Here is a 15,670-nt window from a genome sequence, read left to right on the forward strand (position 1 = left end):
CGGCGCCCCCTACCTGCCCTTGCACAGGATCACCATGGTCCAGGCGCCCTAGCGCTTCTTCCCCGCCATGGCCCGCACAACGATCCGGCGAAGGCTGACCCTGCTTTTCGGCACCACCATCGTCCTCGTCGTCGCCCTGGTGGGATGGTTCGTCTCCCGCCAGATGGCGAGGGAGATGTTCATCCAGGCTCAGCGCACCGGCCTGGCTCTGACCGGGAGCATCGCCGCCACGGCCTCCAACGATTTTTTCAGCTACAACTTCATGGCCCTCGAGCAGAAGGCCGACGAAGCGGTGCGGGACCCGGACATCGCCTATGTCATCCTCTACGACAAGGAGGGCCAGGTCGCGGCCTTCTCGGGCCAGGGCCGGCCCGGCATGGGACAGAGCGTACCGTCCCTGCCCCCGTTCGGGTCAGGCGCCGGAGGAGCGGAAGTCACAGACCATCTCCTTTGGGGCGAGCCCGGCAGGGGGATGGATATCATTGTACCGGTCACCATGCCCGGCAGCGGTGAACGATGGGGGGCGGTCCGTCTCGGGATGCGGCTGGACCGGATCTACAGGCAGATCAACCGCACGAAACTGGCCATTTTCGTTCTGGGGCTGGCAGGGACCCTCCTGGGATGGATCCTGGCCGCCCTTTTCACGAAAAGGATCACCGTACCCCTGAAGGATCTGGTCAAAGCGACCATGGAGGTTTCCGAGGGCAGACACGACGTCGATCTCGATATCCACACCGGTGACGAAATAGAGGAGCTGGCGGTCAACTTCAAGGGGATGGCCGAGCGGATCAGGGAGCAGTGGCAGGCCCTGGAAGCCAACCTCAACCAGATCCAGGAACTCAAGTATTTCAGCGACCTCGTCATCCTTTCCATCACCAACGGCCTGATGATCCTGGACGAACAGGGCCGGATCGTGACCTTCAACCGTGAGGCCGAAAAGATATTGGCCATGGATTCTGAGGAGGCCAACGGACGCAGCCCCGATGATGTGTGGGGCAAAGAGAGCGGGATCGCCCGGCTGTCCCAGGAGGGGCTCAGGGGGCACGGTACCGGTTCAGGCCGTGAACTGCGCATGACCATCCACGACACCGAACGTATCCTGGAGATTACCACGGCGCCCGTGGCCGAAGAGAAGGGACCGCACATGGGCCTCCTGGTCCTCTTCGAGGACCTGACCGAAAGAAAGCACCTGGAAGAAAGGGTGCGGCGGGCCGATCGACTCGCCGCCATGGGCACACTGGCGGCCGGCCTTGCCCACGAGATAAAAAATCCCCTCACGGCAGTAAGGGCTTTTGTGCAGATGCTCCCGGACAAATACAGCAAGGACGAGTTCAGGGATAAGTTCAACCGCATCGTACCGAAGGAGCTCGATCGCGTGAACGGACTCCTTGAAGACCTGCTGGACCTGGTGCGCAAACCCCGCCTGCGGATCCATACGATAGACGCGTTCAGCGCCATAGATCACGTCCTTGGAACCCTGGAACCCGAGGCCGAAAAGAGGGGCGTCACGATCAGGTACGCCGGGCGGGAAAGCGGCCTGAAGGTTCTCGCGGACGAGTCCTACCTTGTCAGGGCCGTTCACAACATCGTCCTCAACGCCATCCAGGCCATGCCGGGAGGCGGGGTACTTACTATTGAGGCCAGGCAGGCAACTCTCCCAGACCACACGGGGGCCGTTGACATATCGGTCACCGACACGGGGCCAGGAATCCCATCCGACCAGGTGGACGACATCTTCAACCCCTTCTTCACCAGCAAGGAAAAAGGAACAGGGCTGGGGCTGGCGGTGACCAACAAGGTGATCGAGGACCAGGGTGGCGCTGTAAGGGTTGTCAGTGAAAGAGCCACCGGCACGACCTTTACGATCAGCCTGCCGGCTCCGGAGGGCCATTGAGCCGGGTGAACCACCGCACATATCGGCACTTTCTGCACATAATCGGATGCATGCCCTGTCATGGCAGTCAGGCCCGCGTGCTTCAAACCGCCCTGAATCCGCCATTGCCCGATTTGACATTCTTGGTTCGATTCTTGCTAGTCCTTGACATAAGGTGCGATGGCACCCTTGCACTGAACCGGCAATCCCTGAACTTACGCCTGAACTTACGGAGGAAACATGCTAATGAAAAAGAAGATCATTCTCATCGTCGATGACAACGAGGCGCTGGTACGCGCACTGGAGACCCTTCTTTCCGATGATTACGCGGTTATCACCGCCACCGACGCGTATCAGGCCCTCAATGTGCTGTACCATATGGAACCTTCCCTCATCTTTCTGGACTGTTTCATGCCCGGGTACCATGGTCTGCAGCTGCTCCGGGAGATCCGTCAGATGAGTCTGAGATCGAGGGTCGTCATCATCACCGCAGCCGAAAGTGACATGGTGGGAGACGAGTTCAATGAACTCGGGGTGGATGGCTTCCTCATGAAGCCGTTTAACGTCGCGGATATCGAGGGATTTGCCGCGGCAGCCTGACGCTCACCCGGAATCCGTGATCGGTTTGGGCGAGCCCCTGGTCGGTGCAGCCGAGAGGTCTGTGAATATTCAGGAGTCTGTCAGAAGTTCAATGACAGGCTCCTGAATCCCTGGATCATTTTCTCAGCACGACGGCCCGACTGATCATAACCCGGGGCCGTTCCACTTCCGTAAACCCGGCCCTCCGGGCAATCTGAACACTTTTCTCCAGTTCCTCCCCCGTGACATGGATCCCCGGCTCAGCCATAAACAGGTGGCCGCCGGGCCGGAGAATGGAGTGAACCTCCCCGAAAGGGGCAGCCTGGTCCGGAACTTCGTGGATTCAGAGCGAGGTACAAGGAAAGAATGTTGGACTCTGGCTCGCGTACCCCCGGCAAAGGCGTGGGGTTTCCCTGAGTACCAATTTACCCCACTTCAATTTCATCATGGACTCCTGATGTGCTATTTTTAGGCAATCACCCTTCCACAGGGGCAATGGGCATGACATCGGATCCATCAAACGTCCATCCACTGTTATACCTCGGGATCCTGCTGCTTGCGGGATACGCAGGCGGCCGGATGGCCCGGGCCATAAACCTTCCGCGCCTCACCGGATACATCCTCGTGGGCATGGCCCTCAGCCCGTCCTTGACCGGGATCCTCGATCGAAACTTCCTGGACCACGGTCTGGCCCTCGTTACCGATATTGCACTCGGTATTATCGCTTTTACCATCGGCGGTGCCCTCGAACTGGACAGGATCAGGAAACTCGGACGTCAGATCCTTGTCATCACCATGTTTGAGTCCCTTTCCGCTTTTGTCCTGGTCTCCCTGGCGGCGGCGTTTCTTTACCCTCTGTTCCATAGCCGGGAGCTCGGGTCCCCGGCCACAAACGCCTCGGTGGCGCTTCTCCTTGGCGCCATGTGCGTTGCCACCGCTCCGGCGGCTGTTCTCGGGGTCATTCACGAGTACAAGGCCAAAGGTCCCATGACCACCACCATCCTCGGGGTGGTCACCCTCGACGATGGAGTCGCCCTGGTTCTGTTCAGTGTGGCGAGCGGGATAGCCGGAAGCCTGGGAGGAGGGGACGCGTCGTGGGTCCGATACGTTTTCCTCGAACCGGGACGGGAGATCGGTCTTTCCCTGGCCATCGGCGGCACGATGGGGCTGTTCTTCAAACTGGTCATCCCCACGGTCCGCAGGAAGATGTCGCTCCTGGGGATCTCACTGGGCGCCATCTTTACCGCCAGCGGCCTCGCCCTGACCTTCCACGCTTCCCCCCTGCTGACGTGCATGATGCTGGGCTTTGTCATGGCCAACATCATGAACCACCCTGAACAGTGGTTCGAGGCCGTGGAACGGGTCGAAGAACCTGTCATGGCCATGTTCTTCGTCGTCGCGGGCGCCCATCTGGACATATCGGCCATCACAACGGCAGGGGGGCTGGCGGCGATCATCACCACCATGAGAGCCTTCGGGAAATACTCCGGCGGGTTCCTCGGCGCGGTTGCCTCCGGGGCCTCCCTCGAACTCCGCCGCTACCTGCCCATGGGGCTGCTGCCCCAGGCCGGGGTGTCCATCGGCCTCGTACTGGCCGCCAAGGAGTTCATTCCGGATCCTCAAGTGGCCGGGGTCATGGTCAACGCTGTGCTCGCTTCGGTCATCGTTAATGAACTTGTCTCTCCCGTCCTTGTCAGGTTCGCTCTGACAAAGGCCGGAGAGGTTGGACTATGACAGGGTCGCAAAAAGTTTCTTCGCTCCATTTTGCATGGTGGTGGACGGGCTGAAATAGTTGTTTTTCACCTCATACCCCCTCTCCCCACCGTGGCGGTTCGCCAAGCTCACCATCCCGAGCCTGTCGAGGGAGAGAGGTCCGGGGCGAGGGGTAAGAAGAGTAAGGGCGGCGGATTATTTAAGCCCACACGGGGCGCGTTGACGGCTTTTTGTGTCAGGAGAAGAATGATGTGTGCTGACAGGAAAAAGGAAAGGTCCGCAGAGATCAGGCTGGTCCGGGACGTGGCAGCGAAACACAGCCGGCGCGAGGTCCCGGTCGCCCGGGCGTCAACTCCTATCGTGAAGATGGCCGAAGCCATCGAGTGGTACCGCCATAGCCGGCAGCTTTACGTGGTGGATGAGACTGGACGCCTCCTGGGGAACATCACCCTGGCCCGTCTTGTCATGTACACCTTCGCTCACAGCCAGGGAGCGAACATGGCCCCGCGCCACGTCCTGGATCTCATCACCTGCGAAACCGCCGCGGACCTCATGGAAACGGGCACCCTGGCAGCGGGGATGGACGATAACCTGGACGATCTTCTCGACCGCATGGTGGACCGGAACCTGGAGGAGGTTCCGGTGCTGGATGATGAAGGAAAAGTGATCAGCGACCTGACCATGATCGACCTGCTGAGGGCTCTCAGCTGACCTTTCTCCTCCTTCTCTTTCCAAGCACCGTCCCTCCGGCAGCTGTCAGGATCACCAACAGGGGCATTAAGCCGATATTGGCGAACTTGATGATCGCCTCAAGCCTCTCGATGTCCTTGTCGAGTTCGTACTGTACGCTTCGAAGTTCCTTCCTGACCTTCACCTTTTCCTGCCGGATATTTTCCAGCTCTTTCTCCTGTTCGGGAGTCAGTTCCGGTGATTCGGGGTCTTCCCTCCTGGACTGGAGTTCATTGAGTTTCTCCTCTGCCTCGTCAAGACGGTCGAGGAGCTGCTTTTCCTTCGTTCTGTAGGCAAGCTCCGCCTCCTGAGCCACCTGGTCGAGCAGCGTGAACGGCCTTACCACGGTGGAGCGTCCCCTCAAGCCGATGAGGTCCGGGCTCCCTCCCAACTGATCGAGAGCGTTCATGACCAGGTCTGCGTTGTCAGCATATGGCAGAGCGATGCGCTGCCCGAAGAAATTCTGCACTTGCACCCAGAACTGATCCTGCAGAAGGTCGGTGTCGGCAACCACGATAACGTTGATGTCACCCCCGGACTTCTCCAGGTGGACGTGGTCCGGTTTTACCTCACCGTCGCTGTCTTTCGCGGAAGGGGGAGGGCCGTCCGGGAAGGCCGATCCAGCCGGCCCGATGATGCGGGCCGCCATGGTGTAGCTCTTCCCGCCGGGAGAAAATTCGGACAACAGCCTGCCCGGGTCGGGCATGAATGCGATCTTCTGCCCGTCGATGAGCATGGAACGTGACGAGGAGGTCAGGATCGGCACGAAACTGGTGACGGCTCCCTCCGCCTTTGTCAGGGAACCCGCACTGGCGAGGTTGATCGTTTCCAGGCCGGAGGCAAACAGTTCCTCGTGGTTGATGTGATCTCCGCGAAGGCTGAGCCAAGGCAGGTAATTCGCGGTCTCGGTGCGGGACCGTCCCCGATAGCTGACGCGTTGGGAGACCTCCAGGTCGCCCACCACCTGCCCCTCCTCCATTTTCACACCCCAGGCAGCAAGGAGGGATACCGCGCCGTTTTCCCCTGTACCGGCCCTGCTGAACCCCTGGGGTCCGCTGAACTCGCTGACGGGATCCGTGAAAACGAGGGCCCTGCCGCCGCCCAGGACATACTGATCCACCTGGTAAAGGGCTTCCGGACCCAGGTCGCGGGGACGCACCACCATGAGGACGTCGATCCCTTCGGGGATGCTGTCGCCCTCATCGATAACCTTGAGATCGAACTGTTTATGCAGCTGGTCGGTGATCATCCACGGCGGCTCCGACTGGAAAGGGTTTTGCGGTGAAGGGCCGCCCGTCAAGGGAAAGGCGCTCAAAAGGCCGACACCCACCTTGCCGGGATGGGAAAGGGAATTGATCATCTGGCTGATATCGTACTCCAGGAACTGTTCCCTGTCCGGCTGGAGGAAGGGGATGACCATCGTGCGGCCGTCGGCGTGTTTGCCCGCAAGGCCAAGGTATACCGTTGCGCGGCTTCCTCGCACCGGAGCCCCGGTGAGGCCCAGGCTGACCGCCTCATCCTCCTTTTCAGAAAAAGGTTCCGGGTCGACGACTGCCACACGGATATTTCCCTTGCTTCGCGTCTCGTACTCCTCCAGAAGCTCTTTCACCCGGCTCCCGAAGAGGTCGATACCCGGCAGGTCCCGCGTCTGGCTCCTGGACCAGTAAAGGGTCAGATCCATCGGCAGTTCCAGCCCCTTGATGATGTTGACGGTTCCATGGGAAAGAGTGTGAAGTTTTCCCTCCGTCAGATCGACACGGGCTGCCCTGAGAACAGGTGAGGCAACGAGGTTGACGACTACAAAAAGGGCAACGGCGACAGCAAGGAGTGCCGGGGCAAAAACATTTCTTTTACTCATGGCAACCACTCCTTTTCAGCTTCGATGCTGATCCACGGCCCAGGCCCCGACATAGAGCCAGAGGGCGATGAAGGTTGCGAAATAGAGGATGTCTCTGAGGTCCAGGATCCCCCTGAGAATGGATTCGAAATGGCTGAGGAACCCCAGGGACGCCATGAAGGTGAGGACGGGTTCCGGCATCCACGGCCGGAACAGGTCCAGGATGAGGGGAAAACCAAGAAGCAGGAACGCAAAACACAGGACCACGGACATCACGAAGGCGATCACCTGGTTCCTGGTCGTGGCCGACACGGCGGCTGAGACAGCGAGGTAGGCGCCTGACACGAGGAGGCTCCCGAGATAGCCGGCAAGGATGACACCGTTGTCGGGGTCACCAAGGAAATTGACGGTGATCCACATGGGGAAAGTGAGGGCGAGGGAAACGGCTATCATGGTCCAGGCTGCCAGGAATTTGCCCAGCACGGCGTCAACCATGGAGACCGGCAGCGTCAGAAGCAGTTCGAAAGTTCCGGTCTTCCGCTCTTCGGCCCACAACCTCATGCCAAGAGCGGGAGCCAGGATCATGTAAAGCCACGGGTGCCAGGTGAAAAAAGACGCCAGGTCGGACTGGCCGCGGGTGAAAAACCCGCCCACGTAGAAAGTAAAGATCCCCGTGAGCATGAGAAAAATAACGATGAAGATGGCGGCCAGAGGCGTCGAAAAGTAGCTTTTCATCTCCCTTCGGTAAATTGGAAGAACGTTCACGCCGCACCTCCTTTGACACTTTCGCCTCCGGGATCGGCTGTCACGTCCCGGAATACTTCGTCAAGCCTCCCTGTCTCCTGGCGCAGCTCAAAAACCTCGAAGTGCTTTTCTCTCAGGAGATCGGCCACCTCCTGGATGATGGGCCTCCCTGCTGCCGGGAAAGCCGTGATCTGGCCCTGTCCGTGGCCCGCCGTCTTCTCGACCCCCGATACCGTATCAAGAGAATCGAGTTTTAAAGCCAGCGCGTCTGTTTCACCGGATGCAAGGCGGATGGTCACAGCGTTGTGGTACCTGGACATGGCCGCCAGTTCTCCAGGCGTTCCGTCGGCAACGATCCGTCCCTTGCCGATAATGAGAGCCCTTGAGCAGACAGCGTTGACCTCTTCAAGGATATGGGTCGAAACGACAATGGCCTTTTCCCTGGCCATGGTACGGATCAGGTCCCGGACTTCACGTTTCTGGTTCGGGTCCAGGCCGTCGGTCGGTTCGTCGAGGATGAGGATGTCCGGGTCGTGGAGGATCGCCTGTGCAAGACCGAGACGCCTCTTGTAACCTTTGGACAGGGTTTCCACAGGCTGGGTCCAGACTTCGCCGAGGTTGACCATATCCGACACCTGGGCCATGCGATCGGACAGGGCGGCCCCCGAGAGCCCGCGGCAGGCTCCAACAAAGGCCAGCAGATCCGCTGGAGTCATTTCCGGGTACAGTGGCGCTCCTTCGGGCAGATACCCGATGTGTCTCTTGGCCTGGACAGGGGAACTCAGCATATCGATACCACAGATGGAAACGGAGCCTCTTGTCGGCCGCAGATATCCCGTGAGCATCCTCATTGTGGTCGTCTTCCCGGCCCCGTTGGGGCCAAGGAAGCCCAGGACCTCTCCTATATCAACATCCAGGGAGATATCCTCCACCGCGGTAATGGGGCCGAAAACCTTGCGCAGATTTTCAGCGCGAATGATGGAAGCCATGGCGCACCTCCTTTGGCAATAATTCATGAATTTGAGTACAGGTATTCCGGAAATTTCCGACAAGAAAAATAAACCCGGATCAAGGTATTGTCAACCTCTAGCAGCGTGTCGGAAAACCTCTTGACACGCTGCTGTAAGTTTTTCGGAAAGCCCTTTTTTGGGTCTTTTTTTGAAAACAGGAGCATTAAACCGGTGAATAACTCCAGTGAATTACCAAATGTGCCATATATTTGTTCTTTTCGGTCTAAATGCTACTTCCGAAAAACTATATCCAGGAGCCTGCATGGGGTTCTCCGACAGGCTCCTAGGAGATGGGTAACCGCAGGTTGAAATCCCTTCAGGGAAACGGCGGCCTGGCACCGCCCCGACACACCGGGCACGGTCTCAGCCCCAGCGGCCTTTCCAGGTTACTGGAGGCCAGCAGCTCTTCATCAGCCATGATCTCCCCTGTTGGGCCGTCGGCGATGACGAGCCCCTCCCTGATCACCAGGGTCCGCTCACACAGGTCCATGACCATGTCCAGGTCGTGGGTGGCGATGATCTTCGTGTGCATGAAACTTTTCAGGAGTTCGATGAGCAGGCGCCTCGCCCGGGGATCCAGATTGGAGGTCGGTTCATCCATGACCAGGATGTCCGGCGACATGGAAAGCACCGTGGCGATGGCCACAGCCCTTTTCTCACCGCCCGAGAGCCTGTAAGGCGGCCGCTCCGCAAGGTGCAGCGCTCCCACCGTATCGAGGGCCTCCCTGACGCGTTCTTTGACCTCGGGCTCTGGAAGCCCCATGTTCAGCGGACCGAAGGCCACGTCGTCGAAGACGGTGGGCATGAACAGCTGGTCGTCGGGGTCCTGGAACACCATCCCCACTGCCCTGCGCACGATCTTCAGGTTCTCCCGCACCAGGGGGCTGTCACCGATGCGCAGGACACCGCTGGTAGCTGAAAGGTAACCGTTAAGCTGCAGCAGGAGCGTGGACTTGCCGGCCCCGTTGGCGCCCACGATGGCCACCGATTCACCGTGGGTGATGCGGAAGGAGATGCCGCGCAGAACCTCGGTACCGTCGGGGTAGGAAAAATGCAGGTCCCGCGCTTCAACGATATGGTGACTCATCCCACGAACTCCACGATGAGGCCCTCCAGGAGGAGGGGAAGGTTGACAAACCTGAACACGACGAACAGGGCTACCCATCCGAAGATGAAGACGAACTCCCTCCGGCCCATGGACAGAGGCTTCATGATCCGGATCGTCCCATCGAACCCCCGGCACCACATGGCCGAGTGGATCCTCTGGGCACGGTCGAGGGTCCGCAGCAGGAGGTGCCCGAGCAGGGAGCTGTAGGCGGAAAGGCCCATCCCCTTTCCTTCAAAGACACGCAGGGAGCGCGCCCTGACCATCCTCACGGCCTCTTCCACGAGGACGAAAAGGTATCGGTACAGGAAGAGAAGCTGGATGGCGAAGAACCTGGGCGTTCCAAGCCTTTCCAACGCCATGCAGGCGGAATTAAACCCGGTAACAGCCACGAAGGTCATGGCCGCACCCACCGTGAGGGTGAACCTCAGGAGGATGGAGGTGAAGGAGACCCACCCCCCCGAAACGGACAGGCCCCCTATGCTGAGGAGCGTTTCCTGGTCCAGCAGCGGGTTGAAGATACCCACCATGACAGCGAAGGGCGAGACCAGGATTATCTTTTTGATGATATAGCCCGGGGGAAGGTTTCCCGCCGCGAGGAGATAGACCGGATAGAATGCAAAGGGAAGGAGAGCCGATATCTCATACTTGCCGAAGGAAACGACGGTGGCGATAAACACGAGGGTTGTGATCAGCTTGGCCCTGGGATCGATACGGTGGATCGCCGTGTCCTGGGCGGCCAGGGTGTCCAGCAGGCCGATGTCGTAGAAATGGTTCTCTATTCTGCCCATGTTAGATCAATTCCAAATTTCAGATTCCAGATTCCAGATGGTTAAAAGCAATAACACAGAGGGCCGCAGGAAGCGCCCTCTGTGGGCGCCGTCGCAGAGTACCGCTGTAAAAACCCTGAATCAGGATTGGATTCCTGTATTACGTTTAACTGCGTAACCCTGCGAATCGCGCGGCCTCCCAGTGAGCCGCCTCTGCGCAACTCTTCTGCGTTATAGCTTCTATCGCTTTTACATGAACCAGTTGCTGCCAAGTGGTAGGCCGTTTTCAACTTCGTTATGCTCAGGTCCGGACTCTTCGCCAGCGCAACAGCACACCTGCCGCTCCGGCGAGGAGAAGTGTCAGCATGCCCCCGAGGAGTCCCGAGACGGAGGTGCCGACGGCGGCGCCGGGAACACGGTCAGTCCGCCCCGCGGATCCAGGCTCCCTCTCCCCGGTTCCTTCCCTGAAACCGTAATCCGGGAGGATAGCTGTCCGGTCCTGGAGATTCCCCAGGGAGCGGTGCATCCCTTCGTCGGCCCCTTCAAGCGTGTCGGATCCGATTGTATGGGCAATGGACCATTCGAGTCCGTCCGGGTTACTGGAAGCGAACCAGCTCAGGCCGGCTCCCATGGCAATGGCCGCCGCCAGGAGAGCCGCGGCCAGACCGCGGAGTGGAACAGGTCCGGACCCTTCGGCGCCCTGCGCCGCTTCGAGGATCTCCGGGCGGGCCCTGAGGACGAAAAGGACCACCGCGGCCGTCACCGCCCCCTCTACAAGGCCGATGGCAAGGTGGACAGGCTGCATAACCAGGAGAAATGTCCAGAAGGGAAGCTCTGTAACACCGGACATGGTGGTTTCCACAACCACGGCAGCTGAGCCCAGCTGCAGCCCGATGAGGGCGGCGATCCCAGAAGCGGCAACGATTCGCCACCTGCTCTTATGGCCGCCCGCGATCTTGCGGTAGATAAAGGGGTAGGCGACAAAGCAGGGGAAAAACCCCAGGTTGAAGATGTTGCAGCCAAGGGCGAGGAGACCGCCGTCCGCAAAGAACATGGCCTGGACAGTGAGGACCGACGCCAGGGTGAGGAAGGCGGCTTGCGGTCCCAGGAGGATGGCCAGGATCAGCCCGCCGCCGAGGTGTCCGCTTGACCCGGTGGCCGGGATGGTGAAATTGATCATCTGGGCGGCGAAGATGAACGCTCCGAGGACACCCATTAGGGGGATCCTCCTGTCGTCCATCCCGTCACGGAGCTTTCGGGAAGAGTAACCGATGAGGCCGGCCGTGGCAGCCCACGCTGTCCCGCCCACCGCGGGTGAAAGGAGTGCGTCAGCCATGTGCATGATGAACCTCCGGAAGGACAGTATTCGTGTTACGAATTATAATTTTCGTAACACTATATACATCAGAATGTCAACGGAGGTTACACACCCGAAATCCGCAATTGGTTTGGGCCGACCCCGAAGCCCAAACCAAAGGACATTTCCGGCGGATTTCGGGTATGGTTCCCCCTCCGGAACACGTTACCCGACTACGGGACTGTCGTTCCCCTTCCGAAACTCACCCAAGAACGAGGATAGAAGGAAATTGCAGGGCACTCCATCAATCTTCTGAACCTACTCCGCTACCAGATATAGTTTTCGAATTCGGTTCACTCGCCTGCGGTTTACCCCGAGATCCCACTTGCCCGTCCTCGACGCTGAGCGCACGTGGATGACCCCCTCATTATCAGAGAGAACAAACAGGACATCGTCGACGAAACCCAGGAAGGATCGGAACTCGACCTGGAGCATTGTCCCGGAGTCAGAAACGATGGTCGTTCGAGGTATGGATGATACGACCCTGGTCAGCCGCTCCATGGACATGGCAGGCCCATCAACGACAGGGAGGGGATCCACCCGTTTCGCCACGTCGGTGGACTGGCTGGACACACAGTTGGGAGTGCCGGGGCATGGAGGCAATAGACTCTTTTCGGTTATCATGGAATCTCCAATTCCGTATCCACACCATCCTGGCATGAAAAAGATCAGCAGGAAAACGGGCAACTGGCGCCGGAACATGGAGAAAATCACAGAACCAGAGCACAAAGGAGTTCTGCCGATCATCTTCGCACTTCGCACTTTGTACTTCGCGCTGCCGAGCCGCGCAACGCGCGGCCTACCAGCCTCCTCCCCCTCCACCCCCTCCGCCGCCGCCGGAGCTGCCCCCGCCTCCAAACCCGGAAGAGGAGCCTGGAGCCTGCGCGGATGATGAGATGGCCGAGGAGAAGGAGGACGCCAGGTTTGAGCTGAACTGCCCCGTGTTCATTCCGTCCCAGTGGCGTCCATGATACCAGCTTGGGGAATAATCCTCGTGGGCCGCGGCCCTGTAAAGAACACCGGCGAACTTCTCCGACCACTGCTGGTCCACCTCCAGGGCAAGGGCGTAGGGCAGGTACTTCTCGAACAGCTCCGGGGTCTTGTCTGGAGGGTGGAGTTTTTCCAGGCGGTGTTCTTCGGCTGTGGAAAGATACATTTTAAAACCTTCCACCTTGTCCATGACCCGTCGGCCCAGGCTTGTGGGCGCCTTGAGAAGAAGGTAGAAGACGATATTCACCGCGACATATAAGAAGATCGTGGCGATGAACACAAAGGATGTTGAAGCGCCAAAAGCACTCGTGGCCATGACCAGGAAGAAGGTGAAGATGGCGGCCATGAAATACTTCCTGGTTTTCCACAGGGCAAAGGTGGCTATGGACCAGGGCATAAGCCACAGGACGATAAAGAGGGTGGGCGGTCCACCCGGCCTCATTCTCCCCGTAAAACCGGACAGGAAAAGGGCCGCCAGGGTGATGAGGACTCCGGGCACCATGTAACCCGCGTTATTTGCAAAATGGGCCTTCCGGTACTCGCCTTCCAGCATCTCCTTGAGGGCTTCGACGGCGCCTGAGATCTTCTGGTGGTTCTTCTGCTCCAGCTTGAGGGTCATGCTGTTTCCCGGGAACAGCTTTCTGGCGATCTTCTGCTCTCCCTTCGACAGGGCGGCCTTTGGCTCTTTACTCGTCCTTTTCAGGGTGTAGGTCCTGATCAGCCCCAGCGCCTTTGTGTCATCGTGGATGGTAATGTAACCTTTAACCGCTAAATTAATGATCGCACTCGCAAGAGTGCGATCGTCGAACCCCATTTCCATGATGTAACGCATGGCTGCGGGGGACATATCCCCCGGTGGCGTGAATTGGGGGATGACTGTACCCTTTTCCGGGTCCTTCCCCACCTTTATCCAGACGATGACATAGTAAAGGATGAGTAGGACAAGACCCGCCACGCTGGAAACCAGGTGTCCGTTGTCACCCAGGAACTGCCGGGTCTTTTCTGTCCTGTCGGGCTCAGCGATAACTCCCTTGGGCCACCCGAGGACGATGGTCAGCCCCTCCCGGGAGTTCAGGGGCCGTCCGCCGGTAAAACGCGCCTTGCCCGGGCCGGCGGCCTCCCAGGTGACATTCCTATCCCGACTTCCCTGGGGACCGACGTACCCTTCCATCCTCAGAACATCTGAGGAAACAGGCTCCGGAAGTGTTACCGTGGCTGTTGCCTCGCGGATAACAAAATCCCAGCCGTTGCCGGTCACGTTCCAGTAAAGCTCGTCGTGACTTTCGAAAAACCCCAACTGCCGGTCTGTGCGGTAGGAGATGGTGTAGGTGTATTCAGCGGGTTTCAGGAAAACCGACTTCTGACCAAGGTAGACCCGCACCCCGTTGCTGAGGCTTTCCGTGTGATACGGTTCGGGGTGTCCGTCCCGCTCTACGGAGAGGAGGTCGAACCCGATGGTGACCCGGTTGCCGGCCCTGTCACGGTAGGTGATGGGAAAGTCCCTGTAGATCCCTCGCTTGATCTGGTCCCCTTCGGCGCGGACCTTGATCGTTTCGGTCACCGTCATGGAACCGTCCGAGGCAACCTCGATATCACTGTGCCAGTCGAGGATCTCTTCGACGGCGGCGCTTGTTCCCGGGAAGAGAAGGACAAGGCCAGCCAGTAGGGCGAGGGTCGTTACAGAGCGTCGGGCGGCCATCAGAACTGGACCTTCGGCGCCTCCCGCTCGGTGGCAAGCTCGATCTCGAAATACTCGGCGGGAGGGAACCTGAAGGCGTTGGCGATGAGGTTGGACGGGAACGACTGGACCAGGATGTTCATGTCCCTGGCCGCTCCGTTGTAGTAGCGCCTCGAGAACTGGATCTGCTCCTCGATCTCGGCGAGCTGTCCCTGAAGATCCAGGAAGTTCTGGTTGGCCTTCAAGTCCGGGTATGCCTCAGCAAGGGCAAAGACCTGCCGCAGCATCCCGGTGAGGGCCGTTTCGATGGGAGCCTTCTCGGCGGCTGTCTGTGCCTTACCGGCCGCGTTTCTAAGCTCCACGACCCTGGTCAGGACCCCCTCCTCGTGACTGGTGTACCCCTTGATCGTCTCTACAAGGTTGGGGATGAGATCGTAGCGGCGCTTGAGCTGGACGTCGATGCCGCTCCACCCTTCCAGTACGAGGTTCTTGTTTCTCACCAGCCTGTTGAAGACAGCCACCGCCCACAGGACGGCAAGAACGATGACACCAAGAATGATCAGACCGACCATGGCCCGCTCCTTTCCCTGGAAAACCTGTTACACTCTGGCAGTATCCGGGCGCCCCCGGTCGGAGTGCCCGGATCAATGGCCCGGCATTGCAGGTCACTGATCTGTGAGGAGAGCGACAATGACGCTTTTCCTCTTCCGTTGAGCCAAAAGTCCCGCCCGGACTATTGACGATCCTGGCAGGATAGTAACTGGGCCGGCCGGTAATAATCAACCGAAACGGTTCGACAATTGACACCCTATGGCGCTTTTGCTATATAAATCCGTCTTCTATTCCCCGGTCCCGCCTGTGGCGGGATCCCGCTTTAGCGGGATAGAGTCACGCGTTCCGCGTGATTAACCACTTTGTCGCTATCGGTTGAATATAGAAGTAAAGGTGGATCAGTATTCCCCGGTAGCTCAGTCGGTAGAGTCACGCCGCTGGCGTGATTAACCACTTTGTCGTATCGGTTGAAATAGAAGTAAGGTAACATCAGTATTCCCCGGTAGCTCAGTTGGTAGAGTCACGCGTGCCGCGTGATTAACCACTTTGTCGCTATCGGCAAAAGTTGAAGGAACGCAGTACCCGTATTCCCCGGTAGCTCAGTTGGTAGAGTCACGCGTGCCGCGTGATTAACCACTTTGTCGCTATCGGCAAAAGTTGAAGGAACGCAGTACCCGTATTCCCCGGTAGCTCAGTTGGTAGAGTCACGCGTGCCGCGTGATTAACCACTTTG

13 protein-coding genes are annotated in these 15,670 nt (G+C 59.0%); 4 read left to right on the top strand and 9 right to left on the bottom strand.

What is annotated here, in order from left to right:
- Positions 1-67: 67 nt before the first annotated feature.
- From P1S46_07540 to P1S46_07555, 4 genes are all read left to right on the top strand, one after another.
- Positions 68-1,894 (top strand): ATP-binding protein, encoded by a 1,827-nt coding sequence (locus P1S46_07540; GenBank protein MDF1536339.1) that lies wholly within the window; start codon positions 68-70, stop codon positions 1,892-1,894.
- A 225-nt stretch (positions 1,895-2,119) separates the two neighbouring features.
- Positions 2,120-2,473, top strand: a complete 354-nt coding sequence (locus tag P1S46_07545; protein MDF1536340.1) for a response regulator — start codon at positions 2,120-2,122, stop codon at positions 2,471-2,473.
- A gap of 480 nt (positions 2,474-2,953) precedes the next feature.
- Positions 2,954-4,186: a cation:proton antiporter gene (locus P1S46_07550; GenBank protein MDF1536341.1), complete on the top strand. Its 1,233-nt coding sequence runs from the start codon at positions 2,954-2,956 to the stop codon at positions 4,184-4,186.
- Between the two features lie 228 nt (positions 4,187-4,414).
- Complete coding sequence (locus P1S46_07555; GenBank protein ID MDF1536342.1) at positions 4,415-4,876, top strand: CBS domain-containing protein; 462 nt, start codon at positions 4,415-4,417, stop codon at positions 4,874-4,876.
- Here the strand turns inward: P1S46_07555 and P1S46_07560 are convergent.
- The 9 genes from P1S46_07560 to P1S46_07600 all read right to left on the bottom strand — a co-directional run bounded on the left by P1S46_07560 (position 4,869) and on the right by P1S46_07600 (position 14,957).
- Positions 4,869-6,752, bottom strand: a complete 1,884-nt coding sequence (locus tag P1S46_07560) for a Gldg family protein (GenBank protein MDF1536343.1) — start codon at positions 6,750-6,752, stop codon at positions 4,869-4,871. The two genes, P1S46_07555 and P1S46_07560, sit on opposite strands and share 8 nt — an antisense overlap.
- Positions 6,753-6,767: 15 nt before the next feature.
- Positions 6,768-7,496, bottom strand: a complete 729-nt coding sequence (locus P1S46_07565; GenBank protein MDF1536344.1) for an ABC transporter permease — start codon at positions 7,494-7,496, stop codon at positions 6,768-6,770.
- The gene (locus P1S46_07570) at positions 7,493-8,464 is read right to left on the bottom strand and encodes an ABC transporter ATP-binding protein (protein MDF1536345.1); all 972 of its coding nucleotides are present in this window, start codon (positions 8,462-8,464) and stop codon (positions 7,493-7,495) included. Before P1S46_07570 ends, P1S46_07565 begins: the two co-directional genes overlap by 4 nt.
- 337 nt (positions 8,465-8,801) lie before the next feature.
- Entirely contained in the window at positions 8,802-9,572 is a 771-nt protein-coding gene (locus P1S46_07575; GenBank protein MDF1536346.1) for an ABC transporter ATP-binding protein, read from the bottom strand.
- Positions 9,569-10,381 carry a cobalt ECF transporter T component CbiQ gene (cbiQ, locus tag P1S46_07580; protein MDF1536347.1) on the bottom strand — a complete coding sequence of 271 codons (813 nt, stop codon included), beginning with the start codon at positions 10,379-10,381 and terminating at the stop codon, positions 9,569-9,571. Before cbiQ ends, P1S46_07575 begins: the two co-directional genes overlap by 4 nt.
- A gap of 280 nt (positions 10,382-10,661) precedes the next feature.
- Positions 10,662-11,702 (bottom strand): energy-coupling factor ABC transporter permease, encoded by a 1,041-nt coding sequence (locus P1S46_07585; protein MDF1536348.1) that lies wholly within the window; start codon positions 11,700-11,702, stop codon positions 10,662-10,664.
- Positions 11,703-11,975: 273 nt separating this feature from the next.
- Complete coding sequence (locus tag P1S46_07590; GenBank protein ID MDF1536349.1) at positions 11,976-12,341, bottom strand: DUF1499 domain-containing protein; 366 nt, start codon at positions 12,339-12,341, stop codon at positions 11,976-11,978.
- Positions 12,342-12,516: 175 nt separating this feature from the next.
- On the bottom strand, positions 12,517-14,406 hold the full coding sequence (locus tag P1S46_07595; protein ID MDF1536350.1) for a DUF2207 domain-containing protein: 1,890 nt from the start codon (positions 14,404-14,406) through the stop codon (positions 12,517-12,519).
- Complete coding sequence (locus P1S46_07600; GenBank protein ID MDF1536351.1) at positions 14,406-14,957, bottom strand: LemA family protein; 552 nt, start codon at positions 14,955-14,957, stop codon at positions 14,406-14,408. The genes P1S46_07595 and P1S46_07600 overlap by 1 nt, the downstream gene beginning before the upstream one ends.
- Positions 14,958-15,670: the final 713 nt, after the last annotated feature.

It is taken from the genome of bacterium (assembly GCA_029210545.1).
Classification (GTDB): domain Bacteria; phylum BMS3Abin14; class BMS3Abin14; order BMS3Abin14; family BMS3Abin14; genus JARGFV01.

Excerpts from the sequence above, each read along its gene's own strand:
- P1S46_07540 (MDF1536339.1), top strand. The coding sequence starts at position 68 with ATGGCCCGCACAACGATCCGGCGAAGGCTGACCCTGCTTTTCGGCACC.
- P1S46_07545 (MDF1536340.1), top strand. The coding sequence starts at position 2,120 with ATGAAAAAGAAGATCATTCTCATCGTCGATGACAACGAGGCGCTGGTA.
- P1S46_07550 (MDF1536341.1), top strand. The coding sequence starts at position 2,954 with ATGACATCGGATCCATCAAACGTCCATCCACTGTTATACCTCGGGATC.
- P1S46_07555 (MDF1536342.1), top strand. The coding sequence starts at position 4,415 with ATGTGTGCTGACAGGAAAAAGGAAAGGTCCGCAGAGATCAGGCTGGTC.
- P1S46_07560 (MDF1536343.1), bottom strand. The coding sequence starts at position 6,752 with ATGAGTAAAAGAAATGTTTTTGCCCCGGCACTCCTTGCTGTCGCCGTT.
- P1S46_07570 (MDF1536345.1), bottom strand. The coding sequence starts at position 8,464 with ATGGCTTCCATCATTCGCGCTGAAAATCTGCGCAAGGTTTTCGGCCCC.
- P1S46_07575 (MDF1536346.1), bottom strand. The coding sequence starts at position 9,572 with ATGAGTCACCATATCGTTGAAGCGCGGGACCTGCATTTTTCCTACCCC.
- cbiQ (MDF1536347.1), bottom strand. The coding sequence starts at position 10,381 with ATGGGCAGAATAGAGAACCATTTCTACGACATCGGCCTGCTGGACACC.
- P1S46_07585 (MDF1536348.1), bottom strand. The coding sequence starts at position 11,702 with ATGCACATGGCTGACGCACTCCTTTCACCCGCGGTGGGCGGGACAGCG.
- P1S46_07590 (MDF1536349.1), bottom strand. The coding sequence starts at position 12,341 with ATGATAACCGAAAAGAGTCTATTGCCTCCATGCCCCGGCACTCCCAAC.
- P1S46_07595 (MDF1536350.1), bottom strand. The coding sequence starts at position 14,406 with ATGGCCGCCCGACGCTCTGTAACGACCCTCGCCCTACTGGCTGGCCTT.
- P1S46_07600 (MDF1536351.1), bottom strand. The coding sequence starts at position 14,957 with ATGGTCGGTCTGATCATTCTTGGTGTCATCGTTCTTGCCGTCCTGTGG.